This window comes from Halocynthiibacter sp., from assembly GCF_049608145.1.
In the GTDB taxonomy this organism is placed as follows: Bacteria; Pseudomonadota; Alphaproteobacteria; order Rhodobacterales; family Rhodobacteraceae; genus Halocynthiibacter.
This window is the reverse complement of record NZ_JBMYXF010000045.1, coordinates 1-15,362: the sequence shown is the minus strand read 5'-3', so window position 1 is coordinate 15,362 and position 15,362 is coordinate 1. Positions and strand designations below refer to the sequence as shown.

Below are 15,362 nucleotides of genomic sequence, written 5' to 3'. Positions count from 1 at the left end.
CCCCCCCCCCTACAGCCCTATCAAACCTGCGATTTCATTGATGGAGGTCACAACCTCCGCGCCGACCGCCTGCAAACTTGCGTCCTGCCCCTCGGCGGCATAGCCAATCGCGCGTACCTTCGCGTTCACGGCGGCCATGCAGCCATTTGCGCTGTCATCAATCATCACGGCTTCGGACACATCCACGCCCGCATTCTTCACCGCCGCAAGCACCATGTCCGGCGCGGGTTTGGGCGTGAAACCTTCACGCGAATAAATCCGGCCTTCAAAACGCTGCCATAATCCAGATGGGCCCAGGGAGCGTTCCATTTTCCCCATTGGTCCGTTTGAGGCAATGGCTGTGGCGATCCCCAGATCATCCAGGCGATCCAGCAATTCAAGGATGCCGTCGATCACTTCGACGCCGGATTCGATGCGGGCGAAAATGGCCAAAAGTGTTTCATCCACCCAATTGTCGGGCAGATCAGCGCCCCGTCTTTTGGCTTCATCATGCACGCCGAAAATCGTTCCGCCAACAAACAATTCCTGACATTCATGGGCGGATACGGGCAGCCCGTAGCGTGTCAGGCTGTCTGCGATCACCTCGTTTACGGGGCCTTCGGTGTCAACGAGAACGCCGTCGCAATCAAAAATGACCAGTTTTGGTAAGGTGGCAGACATGTTGGCAGCTCCGCTGAAGGGGGGGATGAGTTAGAGTTCCGGTTTTCCCAGGTTTTGGTTTTCCAGAAAATTGATCCGGCTGTCGCCGTATTTGCGCTGATCCAGAAATTCCAGCCCGTCAGGTGGGATAATCTCGGCGTTTTCTTCCCAGACAATCAGGGCACCTTCCGCGATCCACCCTTGGTTTAGGGCCGCGGCAATTGCTTTTTCACCCAACTCTTTGCCGTAAGGGGGATCGAGAAATATCAAATCGGCGGGGGCATCGGGGCAGGTCGGTAAACGCGTCGCATCAGCACGTATCAGGGTTATCTCGCCTTCGGCTTTCAACAGTTTGGCATTGTCCTGAATAAGCTGCTGTCCCTTGCGGCCATTTTCTACAAAGGTGACATGAGCCGCGCCACGTGACAGCGCTTCGAACCCCAATGCGCCGGTGCCTGCGAAGATATCCAGCACCTGTGCGCCTTCAATATCCACATCAAACCGCCCGCCGGACAGCACGTTAAACAGGCTTTCGCGTACGCGATCGGTTGTCGGGCGCAGATGCGCGCCGGCGTCGCCCTTGCCAACAGGTGTCAGGGCCCGACCGCGATGTGCACCGGCAATGATTCTCATGTTTTTAACAGGGGTTTCAAATCTGCAGAGGCATCGGCCACCACCGCCGGATCGGCGTTTTTACCCGCATCAATCAGGCGTTTCCCGACCATATATCCACGGGGATCATTCATTGCATCCACAGCGATCAGCTGCCCATCGCGGTAATACCAATGCGACCGGCTGGCCCCGCCATCGCGCACGACCACCTGATCAAACCCGGTGTTCAGCCCTGCAATCTGCAGTTTCACATCATATTGATCCGACCAGAACCAGATCTGCGGCACGTAGGTTTTCTCGGCGCCCACCATGTTTTCGGCAACCAATTCCGCCTGGTCAATTGCGTTTGGCACGCTTTCCAGACGAATACGCCCCCCAGCACGCGGGAAAGAGGCACAGTCCCCCGCCGCAAAGATCGCAGCGTCAGATGTGCGCCCCTGTGCATCGGTTTTTATGCCGTTTTCCAGATCAAGTCCGGCCAATTCCGCAAGCCCCGTTGCGGGGGTGATCCCAACCCCGGCGATGACAAAATCCACATCCAGGGTGCTGCCGTCGGACAGTTCCGCGCCCGTCACGCGACCCTCACCCGTCAGGCGGGCAAGGCCCACGCCTTCGCGGATATCAACGCCGTGTTCACCGTGCAGCTTGCGAAAGAAATCAGAGGTTTCAGTGGAAGCGACGCGTTGCAGGATGCGATCCGCCATTTCAACCAGCGTGACCTTCAGCCCCGATTTTGCAGCCACCGCGGCGGCTTCGAGCCCGATATAACCACCGCCAATGATCAACACATGGCGGCCCTTCATGAATTCCGGTGCCATCGCATCTACATCAGGCAGACCACGCACGGTGTAGATCCCGTCCAGATCCCCCCCAATCGCTGCGGGCAGACGGCGTGGTTCCGACCCTGTGGTCAGCGCCAGCTGGTCGTATTGCAGAACCTCGCCCCCGACAGTTACGGTTTTTGCAGCCGCATCAATTGCGTCAACACGCGCGCCAAGACGCAGATCAATCTTTTGATCGGCATAAAAGCTTTCGGGGCGCAGGAACAGGCGTTCGCGTTCCATCTCGCCCAGCAAATACGCTTTGGACAGCGGCGGGCGCTGATAGGGTGGCGCGCTTTCTTCGCCAATCAGCGTCACCTGTCCGTCAAATCCCAGTTTGCGCAGCTTCGCCGTCAGGGAACTGCCGGCCTGTCCGGCACCGATCACGATAATATGGCTCATTTCTTTCTCCCATTCCCGGCTTTGCGGATTTCTTAAGTGACCCTATAGTTGGATGACAGGAAATGGCAATTGCCACAATTGATCCAGAGGAAAAGCGACATGACAATTCAAGTGGGCGACGCGCTGCCAGTGGCAGATTTGATGCAAATGGGCGATGCTGGCCCTGAGAAAATCGCGCTGTCTGATCTGGCTGCCGGGCGCAAAGTGGTGATCTTTGGTCTGCCTGGCGCCTATACCGGTACGTGTAGCAGCGAACATGTTCCCGGCTTCATCCAGCACGCCGAGGCTCTGCGGGCAAAGGGCGTGGATGATATTATCTGTGTGTCCGTCAATGATGCCTTTGTGATGAAGGCCTGGGCGAAAGATACGGGTGCGGAAGCTGCCGGTCTGAAACTGCTGGGTGATCCGCTGTCGAGCTTTACCAAATCAGTTGGGCTTGATTTCGACGCCCCTGATTTTGGCCTTGTCGGCCGGTCTTTGCGTTATGCGATGGTCGTGGAAGATGGCAAAGTCACCGCCCTGAATGTCGAGGAAAATCCCGGCGTTTGTGATGTGTCCGGCGGCGCGGCTGTGCTGGCGATGGTTTGAGATAGTGAACAAATTAAGCATTGATATCGGGCTCCCTTCTTTTAGATGTATGCAAATCAAATGCTCAAAAGGTAAAAAATGAATTCTTCAAAAATATTCGCGGCCCTCGCTTTGCTGGGGGTAGGGTTCTTCCTGCTCAAAATTATCGGCTTGGCCATAGCGGCATCTGCACTTTTCTCTAAACGCTATTGGCCTTTGTTTGTTGCAGTACCTTTTTTGGTGGTTGGTGCAATTCTGATGATGGACTATCAAAAGTTCACACATGCTCTCAGTGTTGTCGGTGGGAGAACAGAACTTAGCGTGCGAAACGAAATTCCATCGGATCTTCCAATCGGGGTCACTGTTTCACTCATGGTGAACTTGAACACAACTGATGATTTTTTGAACCAACCAGAAATCCCTGGTGTATTGACAGCTATTTATGATCTTCGTGATGATTGCTCCTTTGAGCATGTTGGATGGATTCAGGGTGACAGGTGGTGGACCTTGCAGCAGACGATTGATCGGGCAACACCTGTCAACATCGATCAGTGCTCATTTTCTACGGTTCAGGTTGATGTTCGGCGCGTCGATCCAAGACGTATGGGCACAATCGGTGCATCTCTGATCGCAAGTATTTCAGAGGTGCTGAATCCTTCATCAAGCAACAACACTCAGGTCCTGCAGATTGTAGATGCGTATGGCCCGAATGGCTTGCGAGGTGCTGCCAGAACAGTCGAGGCTGGGTGGCCTAGTGAGTTTACTCTTCAGAATGAGGTTGTTCCAGCGCTGTTTTTGTCTGTGATCGCTATAGCAATTTTCTTTCTCAGTAATTGGCTTGGGTTCGCTCAATGGCTGCGAAAGCCAGATGATCCTTCTGGGACCCTGGACACGTGACCTTCAAAAAACAAAAAAGGCATCCAATCGGGTGCCTTTTCTTTTTCAGATCATCCCAGAAGATGTTCTTTGACCTTTTCGATCACATCTTCGGTGGAGATCCCGAGGTTCTCCAGCAGGGACATGTCGATGCCGTATTCGGACAGCATCGCGGGCACTTCTGCGATGTCGAGGTCTGCCAATGCGGACATGTCGATGCCGCTGTCTGCAATTTTTGACACAATTTCATCTGTGCCACCAAAGGCATTTACTGCCGCGCCAATCAGATCACCAAGACCCATATCGTTACTCCATATTTACGAAAGTTAGTATTTCTCGCACGGAATCTGACAGCAAATGCATGGGAAGGAAAGCCACAATCCCGGTCGGGCTGGGGGGAATTGCTGTGCGCATCTCCCCATGCCGGAAATCTTTGGTTTAGCTGCTTAGCAACTTAAACCCAGGCGGTTTGGGGCTGTGTCGTTTCTAAACCTTACCCTGCCAGCGCGTCCATTTTCCGGGCCATCTTTATATCCAGTTCCGTCAGCCCGTCATGGTCATGGGTCGTCAGGGTGACATCCACTTTGTTCCAGACGTTTGACCATTCTGGGTGGTGTTTGTATTTTTCGGCCCAGATCGCCGTGCGGGTCATGAAACCAAAGGCATCGATGAAGTTTTTGAACTCATAAACCTTTGAAATTGCGTCACGATCCGCATCATGTGTCCAGCCGGTTTGCAACAGTGGATTTAGATCCTGTGCCCGTTCTTCTTCATTCAGTTTCATTGCTTTCCCCTTCCATAATCTTAAACGGCCCATAGCTGCTGAGCACCTCGATGTCTTGCCCGATTGCTTTGGCCTCGGCATGGATAAACCTTTGAACGGCCTCAGAAAATCCCGCATCGCCAATCCAGTGTAGTGAATGGCATTCCACCGGCAGATAGCCCCGCGCAAGCTTGTGTTCGCCCTGTGCCCCGGCTTCGACCCGTTGCAATCCTTTGGCAATCGCAAAATCGATGGCTTGATAATAGCACAGTTCGAAATGCAGGGCAGGGTGATCTTCGACACAGCCCCAATAGCGCCCGAATAACACATCTGCGCCAATAAAATTCAGGGCACCTGCGATGTATTTTCCATCCCGTTCAGCCAGAACCAGAACCACATCATCGCGCATATGGTTATGAATTTCATCGAAGAATTTACGCGTCAGGTAAGGCGTGCCCCATTTGCGCGCGCCGGTATCTTGATAGAAATTCCAGAAAGCATCCCAATGTTCCGGCGTGATCTGATCGCCGGTGAACATATGAATATCGCCCCCAAATCCCTGCGCCTGACCGCGTTCTTTGCGGATGTTTTTGCGCTTGCGGGAGGACAGTGCATTCAAGAAGCTGTCAAAATCTGAATATCCGTCGTTAACCCAGTGAAACTGCGTCGATTTGCGGTGCATCAGGCCCATCGCGGCGCCGGTAATTGCCTCTGTTTCCGTGCAGAACGTTACATGGGCGGATGACAGGTGATTGTCGCTTGCGATTTGTATCATCGCTTCGGTCAATGCGGCTTGTCCCTGTGTCTCATACCCTTGTTTACACAGGAACCTTTGCCCCGTGGCCGGGGTGAAAGGCACAGCTATTTGCAGCTTGGGATAATAGGCGCCGCCCGCCTGTTCATAGGCCTGCGCCCAGTTGAAATCGAAGATATATTCACCCTGGCTGTGGGTTTTTAAATACATCGGCGCAACCGCAATAAGCACGCCATTTGCCCGCGCCAGCAGGTAATGCGGATGCCAGCCTGTGCCTTCGCCAACGGACCCTGAGATTTCAAGCGCCCGTAGAAAACGATAGGTTACAAATGGATCGGTCGGGGGCTGTTGTGCGTTCGGGTTGGCACATGCATCCCAGTCCTGCGGATCAATATCTGCAAGACTTTGTTCCATAGTGATTTCGATTTTATCCCGGGACATAGCCTTCAAAGGTTACGTTTTCGGCAACCTCTCGTGCCTTGGCTTCCTGTGCTGCGGAACGAATTGTCCAGCATAGGATACGTGCGCCTGCAGCTTTGAGGTCTGCCACGCGGGGGCGATCCAGATCGGAGGCTTGATGCGAGATGAAACAGGCCCCCACTCGATCATAATCAGCGATTTTCACAAGCTCTGCCCGGCGTTTCGCGGGGATCAATTGTTCATCCTCACCCAACCAGTTTTCTGTGGTGATCCCACGTGGAATGCCAGGTGCTGCATCGGCCAGAACGGCAACGGAATGTGGGTTAAATGACATCAGGGCAACCGGCCCGACGTAGCCTTTTAGGACCTCTGCGACAGCGCGTTCAAGGCGACCATCCACTGGGCCCATCGCGCCGTGTTGATCCTTGATTTCAACCAGCAAAGGTACGCGCCCGGCCACAAATTCCAGAACCTCAGCGAATGTTGGTATGGGTTCATCGTTGCCCAGAAGTGTTCTGGCCTTGGCCTGTTCCAGGTCACACATCTGAATTGGGCCGGAAGCGCCGGTCAGGCGTTTCATGTCATAGTCATGAAATACCATCGCATCGGCGTCTTTGGTGGCCTGAACGTCCAGCTCAATCCCGTAGCCCGCATCCATCGCGGCCTGAAACGCCGCAAGTGAATTTTCAGGAATACCCGCCGCGAGATTGTGAAAGCCGCGGTGGGTGATGGGGGCGTTGAAGAACGCTTCTGAGAGAGCTGGACGTTCCATTTCAATTACTTAACCTGGAAGATGCCTTCGATTTCCACGGCTACGCCAAACGGCAGTGAAGCAGCGGAAACGGCGGAACGGGAATGGCGGCCCATGTCACCCAGGACTTCGACAAAGAAATCAGATGCGCCGTTGATGACCTTTGGCTGGTCGCCAAAATCAGCGGTCGAATTCACGAAGCCGGTCAGTTTTACAACTTTTACAAGGCGTGTCAGATCACCATCCAGCGCTGCTTTGACCTGGGACAGCAGGCTTTTTGCACAGCTTTGTGCTGCGGCTGCGCCTGCTTCTGCATCCATGTTTTCGCCCAGTTTACCGGTCAAGAAAGACCCATCTGCATTCTGGGAAATTTGGCCAGACACATACAGCATGTCACCAACTTGCACGAATGGCACGTAGTTTGCAGCAGGGGCCGGGCCAGCGGCCAGGGTGATGCCCATTTCAGCAAGGCGGGCTTCGATCGGATTGGTCATGATACACCTGTCAGTTATGCGTTTGTCTGGCGCGACACTGGACCGGATCGGACGGAAAATAAAGAGGGTATCGCGACGCCATACAGGAAATCGCGACACCTTGTTGTGAGGATCAGTCTTCGCGGAAGGCGCGGTTAAAGTAATCTGACAGCGGTTTCACCAAATAGGCGATTGGGGTGCGGTCACTGGTTCGGATATAGGCTTCAACCGGCATGCCGGGCAGAAGGGTTAGATCGCCGGGCAGACGGGCGGCTTCGCCATCATTCAGCGCGATTTCAGCACGGTAATAGCTGGCGCCTGTATTCTGATCACTGAACGCATCCGCCGAGATTTTTGCAACGGTCCCAAACAATTCGGGCGTATCGGCACTGAAAGCAGAGAAACGAAGGGTCGCATCCTGACCAAGATACACTTGATCAATGTGGATCGGGTCGATGTTGACCTCAAGCACCAATGGCGTGTCCTGTGGGACAAGGGCCATAACTTCGTCTGCAGGGCTGATCACAGCACGTGGCGCGAAAATCTGCAGCCCATAGACGATGCCGGATACTGGTGCGTGCACATCGAGGCGCACAAGCCGTTCGCGAAGATTGCTGATGCGGGTATCCAGATCAACGAGTTCAAACCGAAGGGTGCCGACCTGATCCAGCGCATCTTCGCGGCGTTGGTTGACCGTGCGCAGGCTTTCAATTTCAAGTTCGGAAATCTGTTCCTGCGCGCGCGCCGCAGTCGCACTTAATTCGCCGCTTTGCCCCAAAAGTCGGGCTTCTTCCCGTTGCAGGGCCAAAACATTGGCCGCCTGGGCAAGACCGCGTTCCAGAAGGCTTTGCTGAGTCGCCAGTTCCTGCCGTAGCAATTCAGTCTGTCGTGTGATCGAATCCTGTTGCGACGCAATGCCTTCCAGCTGAATTTCGACCTGACCCTTGCGGTTTTCCAATTGTTGCAGGTTGCTTTCAAGGGTGGTCCGACGGGTGGTGAATAAATTGTTTTGACCACGTAATAACGCCTGAACCCGCGGGTTTTCTTTTGCAATATCAGTCAGTTCCGCGGGAAAAGTAACGACTTCGCTTTCGTCACGTTCGGCCTCAAGGCGGGATTTGCGGGCCAAAAGTTCGTGGCGTTGTTCGGATAGTCCGTCATATTCCGCCTGTAAAAGCGCGGGATCAAGCCGGATCAGCAAAGTGCCTTCGGACACAAATTGCCCGTCTTCGACCAGAACTTCTTCAACCACACCACCATCGGGGTGTTGCACGACCTGGCGCTGTTGTTCCACTCGGATTTGGCCCTGGCTTACGACAGCGCCGGAAATTTGGGTGGTAAAAGCCCACCAGCCGCCGCCGCCCAACAGAATTATCAATGCGATCATTCCGGTGATCAGTTTGCCACGGACGGGAAAATCGGTTTCTTCGGGGTGGTCTTTCTGTGCGATCATGACACGCCTCCCTGGCCGGTGTTTTGTGTCACCGATTTATGGTTCTGGACGACGGATTTCAGGACTTCGTCTTTGGGGCCAAAGGCACGAGCCTGCCCGTTTTCCATCATCAGAAGTGTGTCGCATTCCTGAATTGCAGCAGGTCTGTGGGCCATAATCATCACTGCCCGACCTTCGGATTTCAGTGTTTTGATCGCGCGGTTCACCGCCTGCGATCCTTCGTTGTCCAGGTTTGAATTGGGTTCATCTAGGATCACCAGAACGGGATCGCCAAATAGGGCGCGTGCCAGACCAATGCGCTGGACCTGCCCGCCGGACAATCGCCCGGCGATGGTGCTGATCTTTGTGTCATAGCCATTGGGGAGGTTCAGGATAACCTGATGCGCCGCGGCTTTTTGTGCTGCGGCAACCACGGCTTCTGGATCCGGATTTTGTGAAAGGCCTGCGATGTTTTCAGAGATCGTGCCATCAAACAGTTCAACGCGTTGCGGAAGATAGCCAATGTGCCGTCCCAGCGCGTCAGTGCCATATTGATCCAGCGTGGCCCCGTCCAGGCGCAGGTGGCCCCCTGCGGGCTTCCACACACCTGACAATGTCCGGGCCAATGAAGATTTGCCGGATCCACTGGGCCCGATGACACCCAGGGCCTGCCCGGGTTTCATTTCAAAGCTGACCTGTTTCAGTGCCGCCTGGGTTTCGCCCGGTGGGACCACGGTTAATTGTTTGACCTGCAGTTTCGCCTGGGGCTTTGGCAGGGCGGTTTTTGGTGTTTCAGCCGGGATTTGTGACAAGAGGATCGCAAGACTGTCCCAGCCTTTGCGCCCCTGTTGGACCACCGCCCAATTGCCAATGGCCTGTTCAATAGGGGCCAGGGCACGGCCCATCAGGATGGAACCGGCAATCATTGCCCCGGGGGAAAGTTCGCCACGCAACACAAGCCAGGCCCCCATCGCCAGCATGGCAGACTGAAGGAACAGGCGCAGCGATTTTGTAGAGGAGGAAAATCGTGCCACCACATCGCCAGATCCGAGGGTCTTGTTCAGGGCGTCCCGGCGCAGAAGTTTCCAACGTACAAACGCTGTTCCTTGCATGCCAAGGCTTTGAACCATTTCTGGATCATTCTGCAGGCGTTCGGCCATGCGATTCGCACCGACGCCTGCGCTTTGGGCTTCGAGAACGGGGCGGCGGGAGACACGGGTGCTGATCAATGTCAGCACGATCAGAAAGCCACCACCAAGCATCGCAAGTGTGCCCAGGTAAGGGTGGAAGAACCAGAGACCGGCAAGAAAGACCGGGGTGAAGGGAATGTCAAAACAGGCGGATAAAATAGGGGAAGACAGCAGGCGCTGGACCGATTCCAGATCTTGCACGCCCCTGGCACGTTCGGGCAGCAAGGCAGATGCCGGGCGCATGTTTGCTTCAAGCGTGGCCTGGAAAACCCGTTGATCTAGGGCGGACTGAAATCGTGCGCCAACGCGGCTTAGAAGGCGTCCGCGGGTGAAATCAAGAATGCTCATGATGCCGTAAAGAAAGGCGACAAGGGCAGTTAGGGCAAATAACGTCGCTTCTGAGCGGCTGGTCAGAACGTTGCCATAAATCTGCAACATAAACAGTGGGCCCGTTAGCATCAGCAGGTTTACAAAAACGCTGAGTATACTGACAAATGCCAGTATGCCCCGACTGCGCCCCAACGTCTGGCGAAGCTCTGCTGAGCCCTGCGCAGTTAATCTGTTCTTAACATCTGTCATGGGGGTGAGATTGCCTCTGGACCTAAATTGTTAACCACACTGGCACACAGTGCCGAAATTACTCTTAATAAATGTCGCCTTCTTGTCACAAAAGCATAAGCACTTCTGTGCCTGGCTATCGACATTTTCGTGAAATACTTGTTTATCGGCGTCTTGGCAATCACATGTGTTATACTTCAATCCGCAGTACTGCGGTTTCAGCCTTAAGGACAGATCAGTGAGTGGTATCGGAATAACAAAACGTTTTGTGACATTTGTGGCAGTGCTGGGCACGGCTGGTATCTTGTCTGCCTGCAGTCAGCAGGGGGATGGCGTTGGCCATCGTGACCCGCATGAAGATGTCAATCGCCGCACGCATGAATTCAATCTGGCGGTTGACCGTAACCTGTATCAGCCTGCTTCAAACGCTTATGGCAAGGGGTTGTCCCGTGGCACCCGTAAAGGCATTGGCCGTGTTGCATCGAACTTTGCGCTGCCGGGCCGTGTGGTGAACAACCTGCTGCAGCTTGATCTTGAAGGCGCTGCGCGTAATTCTTTCCGTTTTCTGATCAACTCGACCCTTGGGTTCGGTGGTATCGGTGATCCGGCGGGCAATGATTTTGGCCTGGAAGAAGAACAAACCGACTTTGGCGAAACCCTTTATAAATGGGGCTTTGGTGAAGGCCGTTATGTTGAACTGCCATTTGTTGGCCCGTCCACTGAACGCCACACCGTTGGTCGTGCCGTTGACCTGTTCACCAATCCTCTAGGCTATGCGCTTGATTCACCTGAAAACCTGCTGAGCCCGTCCGCGCAGCTTTTTGCCAGAATTGGCGACCGCTACGAATACGCTTCGACTATCGATGCTTTGCTGTATGAAAGCGAAGACAGTTACGCCCAATCCCGCAATCTTTACCTGCAGAACCGCCGGTATCAGCTGGGGCTGGAAGTGACAGAAGAAGAAACTGATGAAATTGATGCCCTGTTTGAGGAGCTTTATGGTGAATAGTTCTGAATTTTCCCGTCGCGGTTTTTCCGCTGGCCTGTTGGCCGCAACATCGGCCCTGGCTTTGATGCCAACTGCGTCTTTTGCGCAATCTGCACGCCAGGCCTCTGCTTTGGTTGAAGATGTCGTGAATGATATCAATGCGATCATCAATTCGGGTCAGTCTGAAAGCCGCATGCTGTCGCGTTTTGAACGTCTGTTCGGTCAATATGCGAACACGACTGTGATTGCATTCCGTTGTCTGGGGGCTGATGCGCGCCGGGCCTCTAATTCACAGAAACGCGCATTTGTGCAGGCGTTTGAAGGCTATATCGCCCGTAAATATGGCCGTCGGTTCCGCGAATTTATCGGTGGACGCGTTGATGTTCAGGATGCCCGCGCTGTCAAAAGCTGGATTGAGGTGCGTACAAATGCGCAGCTTCAGGGCAGTGCGCCGTTCCGCGTGGATTTCCTTGTTAAGGAAGCGGGCGGTCGGAACCTGTTCTTTGACATGCTGATCGAAGGCATCAGCCTGACCCGTGTGGAACGCGAAGAAATTGGCGCAATGCTGGACAGCCGCGGTGGCGATCTGGATCGTCTGATTTCTGATCTGCGTACGGCTGGTTAATCCATGAAGACTGCGCGCGTTTTTTTGTTTCTGACACTGCTTCCTGTCGCGGCTATCGCTGGGCCTTGGGATGGCACGTATCGTCAGGGCGAAGATGCAGATTGCACGCGTGTTGGTGTGGAAGGTGCGGCGATCCGCATCCAGGACAATACATTTTATGGCAATGAAGCGGTTTGTCAGATGCGCCAGCCGATTGAAGTGCGCAATATGCATGCGACGCTTTATGATATGTATTGTGAAGGATACCTGGGGGAAGACGGCCAGCCGCCGCAACCTTGGGAAGCCCGGACAATGGTCATGCGGGGCCCTGATGAGGGGCTTTATATGATTTGGGATGGATATGCGTTTCAGTTCGATCGCTGTACGGCCGAAGATATGGTCGAAGCTTTGATCGGAGATCAGCCGGAAGATCTGCCTGCATCTGGGGAAACAGAAGCTGACGTAGCTGAGACCCCACCCGCTGACCCAGACAATTGATATGTTAAATTAAAAAGCCCGCTTTTCAGCGGGCTTTTTAATGTGCTTCAGTTTCCGCCAAACAACCCGTTCAAAAGATTGTTGATCACCCCATCGGTGCGATCACGCCTTTGTTGCTGGCGTTGTGCGCGTTGTTGACGACGGGCTTCTTCTGCGGCCTGACGTTGCAGTTCTTCCTGGCTGATCAGCGGTTGTGCGGGCCCGGGATTTGTCATCGGTAAGGGGCGCGGTGTCATATTTGCGGTGATCCGTGCCATGACTTCCTGCCAGATTGTGGCGGGCAGGCCGCCGCCGGTGACGCCGCGCAAAGGTTTATTGTCATCGTTGCCCATCCAGACACCAACAACATAATCTGCGGTAAAACCAATGAACCAGGCATCCTTTGCACCCTGTGTCGTGCCGGTTTTACCCGCCACTTGCCAGCCAGGCAGCTGGGCGCGTGCACCGGTGCCTTCGGCGACAACGCGGCTCATCATCCAGGTTAGATCCTGTGCTGCACGGCGCGAAATCACACGTTCACCAATGCCGCCTTCCTGGGTGATCACCGGTTCGCTTTCCCCCTGAAGGGACAGTTCAACAAGGCCGTAAGGTGTCACGGCAGATCCACCATTCAGAATACCCGCATAGGCGCCGGTCATTTCAAGCAATGTGCTTTCAGAGGCCCCAAGCGCGAGCGCCGGACCAAGGGCCAGGTCGCTTTCAAGGCCGAAATCATTGGCAATTTTGCGCACATTTTCACGCCCCATAGCCTCAGATATACGCACGGCGGCGGTGTTCAGAGATTTTGCCAGGGCTTCTGTCAGGGTGACATTCCCGTAAAATTGGTTGGTATAGTTGCGTGGGCAATAGCGGGACGACCCCGGAATATCGAGACATAGTTCAGCATCAACGACGTAATCATTTGGCGTATAGCCCAGTTCCATCGCGGCACCGTAGACAAAAGGTTTAAACGCAGAACCCGTCTGGCGCTGGGCCTGAACGGCACGGTTAAATGCGCCGCTGGCGCGCACATCACGCCCCCCCACCATGGCACGCACTGCGCCGTCTGCACTCATCACCACAATCGCGGCCTGTGCGGTTGATCCGGCGCTGACACGTTCCTGAAACACCAGTTGCATGGCTTCTTCTGTGGCGCTTTGGATGTCCTGATCGAAACTTGTACGGATGATCACATCTTCTGTGGTGTTGCGCGTGAAAATTTCAGGGCCGGATCGCATAACCCAATCTGCAAAATATCCACCCGCTTCGGCTGCGGCGGCCCGGGACAGGGTTGCGGGGTTTTCGATTGCCTGGGCGTGTTGGGTATCTGTTAGATAGCCCTGATCATTCATCAGCTTTAGAACGGTTTCCCCCCGATCACGCGCCCGTTGAAGATTGTTTGTTGGAGCATAACGTGAGGGCGCTTTCAATAGCCCGGCAAGCATCGCGGCTTCTGCTGGATTAACCTCATTTGCAGATTTTCCGAAATATCGCTGAGACGCGGCTTCGAAACCGCGTGCACCTGCGCCCAGAAACGCCCGGTTCATGTAAATTGTCAGCACTTCTTCCTTGGAATAGCTGACCTCAAGCGCGAGGGCGTAAATGGCCTCTTTGGCTTTGCGCCACAGGGATCCGCGGCGGCAGTCTGCTTCGTAGGCGCGTTCGCTTTCCCAAGCGCTGGGATCATAGGGCACACCCAGACATAACAGTTTTGCTGTCTGCTGCGTAATGGTTGAACCACCGTTCCCGGACAAAGCGCCCCGGCCTGAACGCAGGTTGATACGGATCGCAGAGGCAATACCGCGCGGCGACACACCAAAGTGGCCATAGAAGCGTTTGTCTTCCGTTGCGACCACAGCATTGTGCAGATGTGCTGAAACGGTGCCGGCCGTGATCATTCCGCCAAACTGGTCACCACGCCAGGCAAAGACTTGGCCTTCGCGATCCAGTAAGGTAACGGACCCCCGCGCCCGTTGATCCACAAGAACGCGGTAATCATCTGGCAAGGTGGATGAAACATAGAAAACCGCTGCGGCCAGGATCAGAGCCCCGACAAGAGATGCGCGCCATGTGATTTTCCAGATCAGGCGAAATATCCAGATAAAGGGCAGCATAATCAGCCCGAGAAGACGCCGGATTGGGCCGCGTGGCGTATTCGATTTACGACGCGTGGCCTTGCGCGCGGCAGGTTTTTTGACGGTTCGCTTTTTTGCAGCGGGTTTGGCCGCACCACCCGAAGGATAGCGTCGTTCTGCCACGATCCGCTTTCGGCCGCCCGTTGAATTTCCGGTGCCTCTGGTGTTTTTACCGCTCATAATACTCTGCCCGCTTATGCGTTTTTGTCAGTTTAACGCCAGCGGTCAAAGAGTGCACGTTATATCATGAAACTCTCATCCTACCGGCAATTTTACGTTTGCACGCAATTTCCGCGTTGCGCCTTGTTTCCGGGCATATCTGCACAGCGCGCGTGCAAACAGGGGAAAAGACACAGGGAAATGGCAGAAAATCCTGTGTTTGCGTCGCATTCCCCTGAAATGCTGCAGTTGCACAATCGCGACCAGAGGAAAACACATGCCCCGAATTTCAAAACCCCTATTGCCCGGCTTATGCTTGATTGCTGGTCCAACGGCCCTGCAGGCCCAGGAGATATCCGCGCCAGATACAGGCTTTATCTTCACGACCTTCATGTTTCTGGTGTCAGGCATGCTGGTGTTCTGGATGGCGGCAGGGTTTGCGATGCTTGAAGCAGGGCTTGTGCGTTCCAAGAATGTGACGATGCAGCTGACCAAGAATATCGCGCTGTTTTCCATTGCGGCGATTGCCTATTATGCGGTTGGCTATGGGGTGATGTATCCTGGTGATGGTTGGCTGATTGAAGGTGTGTTTGGAACGATTAAACCGGCGGTTCTGGAACCTGTTGCCCTTGAAGGGGCGACGCCCGATCTGGCCTATGCATCTGTTGCCTCTGATTTTTTCTTTCAGCTCATGTTTTGCGCAACGACCGCATCCATCGTATCAGGTGCGATGGCGGAACG

Annotated in this window: 16 protein-coding genes and 1 pseudogene; 6 read left to right on the top strand and 11 right to left on the bottom strand. The window is 54.5% G+C overall.

Annotated features, from left to right (window positions below; all coding sequences use genetic code 11):
* Positions 1–9 precede the first annotated feature (9 nt).
* Genes ACPGUT_RS12535 through ACPGUT_RS12525 form a run of 3 tightly spaced genes read right to left on the bottom strand, consistent with a single transcriptional unit; the run spans position 10 to position 2,474 of the window.
* On the bottom strand, positions 10–660 hold the full coding sequence (locus tag ACPGUT_RS12535) for an HAD family hydrolase (RefSeq protein ID WP_423991880.1): 651 nt from the start codon (positions 658–660) through the stop codon (positions 10–12).
* 30 nt (positions 661–690) lie between these two features.
* Positions 691–1,272 (bottom strand): 16S rRNA (guanine(966)-N(2))-methyltransferase RsmD, encoded by a 582-nt coding sequence (gene rsmD, locus ACPGUT_RS12530; protein WP_423991878.1) that lies wholly within the window; start codon positions 1,270–1,272, stop codon positions 691–693.
* Complete coding sequence (locus ACPGUT_RS12525; RefSeq protein ID WP_423991876.1) at positions 1,269–2,474, bottom strand: NAD(P)/FAD-dependent oxidoreductase; 1,206 nt, start codon at positions 2,472–2,474, stop codon at positions 1,269–1,271. Before ACPGUT_RS12525 ends, rsmD begins: the two co-directional genes overlap by 4 nt.
* A 99-nt stretch (positions 2,475–2,573) precedes the next feature.
* On the opposite strand from ACPGUT_RS12525, the gene ACPGUT_RS12520 reads away from it, so the two are divergent.
* Together ACPGUT_RS12520 and ACPGUT_RS12515 are read left to right on the top strand one after the other, a co-directional pair.
* Complete coding sequence (locus ACPGUT_RS12520; protein WP_423991874.1) at positions 2,574–3,062, top strand: peroxiredoxin; 489 nt, start codon at positions 2,574–2,576, stop codon at positions 3,060–3,062.
* Positions 3,063–3,140: 78 nt separating this feature from the next.
* A complete protein-coding gene (locus ACPGUT_RS12515; RefSeq protein WP_423991872.1) occupies positions 3,141–3,938 on the top strand; it encodes a hypothetical protein in 798 nt (265 codons plus the stop codon).
* A 50-nt stretch (positions 3,939–3,988) separates the two neighbouring features.
* Here ACPGUT_RS12515 and ACPGUT_RS12510 read toward each other — a convergent pair whose 3' ends face one another.
* From ACPGUT_RS12510 to ACPGUT_RS12480, 7 genes are all read right to left on the bottom strand, one after another.
* Complete coding sequence (locus ACPGUT_RS12510; protein ID WP_228849894.1) at positions 3,989–4,219, bottom strand: hypothetical protein; 231 nt, start codon at positions 4,217–4,219, stop codon at positions 3,989–3,991.
* 191 nt (positions 4,220–4,410) lie between these two features.
* Positions 4,411–4,701: a 4a-hydroxytetrahydrobiopterin dehydratase gene (locus tag ACPGUT_RS12505; protein ID WP_423991869.1), complete on the bottom strand. Its 291-nt coding sequence runs from the start codon at positions 4,699–4,701 to the stop codon at positions 4,411–4,413.
* Positions 4,688–5,875 carry a GNAT family N-acetyltransferase gene (locus ACPGUT_RS12500; RefSeq protein ID WP_423991867.1) on the bottom strand — a complete coding sequence of 396 codons (1,188 nt, stop codon included), beginning with the start codon at positions 5,873–5,875 and terminating at the stop codon, positions 4,688–4,690. Before ACPGUT_RS12500 ends, ACPGUT_RS12505 begins: the two co-directional genes overlap by 14 nt.
* Positions 5,862–6,626 carry a glycerophosphodiester phosphodiesterase family protein gene (locus ACPGUT_RS12495; RefSeq protein ID WP_423991865.1) on the bottom strand — a complete coding sequence of 255 codons (765 nt, stop codon included), beginning with the start codon at positions 6,624–6,626 and terminating at the stop codon, positions 5,862–5,864. The genes ACPGUT_RS12500 and ACPGUT_RS12495 overlap by 14 nt, the downstream gene beginning before the upstream one ends.
* Positions 6,627–6,631: 5 nt before the next feature.
* Positions 6,632–7,099 (bottom strand): RidA family protein, encoded by a 468-nt coding sequence (locus ACPGUT_RS12490; protein ID WP_423991863.1) that lies wholly within the window; start codon positions 7,097–7,099, stop codon positions 6,632–6,634.
* Positions 7,100–7,211: 112 nt separating this feature from the next.
* Positions 7,212–8,531 carry an HlyD family type I secretion periplasmic adaptor subunit gene (locus ACPGUT_RS12485; RefSeq protein WP_423991861.1) on the bottom strand — a complete coding sequence of 440 codons (1,320 nt, stop codon included), beginning with the start codon at positions 8,529–8,531 and terminating at the stop codon, positions 7,212–7,214.
* Entirely contained in the window at positions 8,528–10,279 is a 1,752-nt protein-coding gene (locus ACPGUT_RS12480; RefSeq protein ID WP_423991859.1) for a type I secretion system permease/ATPase, read from the bottom strand. The genes ACPGUT_RS12485 and ACPGUT_RS12480 overlap by 4 nt, the downstream gene beginning before the upstream one ends.
* Before the next feature lie 217 nt (positions 10,280–10,496).
* On the opposite strand from ACPGUT_RS12480, the gene ACPGUT_RS12475 reads away from it, so the two are divergent.
* The 3 genes from ACPGUT_RS12475 to ACPGUT_RS12465 are packed head-to-tail and all read left to right on the top strand — an operon-like array spanning position 10,497 to position 12,348.
* Positions 10,497–11,267, top strand: coding sequence for an MlaA family lipoprotein (locus ACPGUT_RS12475; RefSeq protein WP_423991857.1), 771 nt, complete (start codon positions 10,497–10,499; stop codon positions 11,265–11,267).
* Positions 11,260–11,871: an MlaC/ttg2D family ABC transporter substrate-binding protein gene (locus tag ACPGUT_RS12470; protein WP_423991855.1), complete on the top strand. Its 612-nt coding sequence runs from the start codon at positions 11,260–11,262 to the stop codon at positions 11,869–11,871. The genes ACPGUT_RS12475 and ACPGUT_RS12470 overlap by 8 nt, the downstream gene beginning before the upstream one ends.
* 3 nt (positions 11,872–11,874) lie before the next feature.
* Positions 11,875–12,348, top strand: a complete 474-nt coding sequence (locus ACPGUT_RS12465) for a hypothetical protein (protein WP_423991853.1) — start codon at positions 11,875–11,877, stop codon at positions 12,346–12,348.
* A 47-nt stretch (positions 12,349–12,395) separates the two neighbouring features.
* Here the strand turns inward: ACPGUT_RS12465 and ACPGUT_RS12460 are convergent, their stop codons facing one another.
* Positions 12,396–14,642, bottom strand: a complete 2,247-nt coding sequence (locus tag ACPGUT_RS12460) for a transglycosylase domain-containing protein (RefSeq protein WP_423991851.1) — start codon at positions 14,640–14,642, stop codon at positions 12,396–12,398.
* Between the two features lie 256 nt (positions 14,643–14,898).
* Between ACPGUT_RS12460 and ACPGUT_RS12455 the strand changes: the two are divergent.
* A pseudogene (locus ACPGUT_RS12455) lies at positions 14,899–15,362 on the top strand (ammonium transporter); the annotation flags it as partial.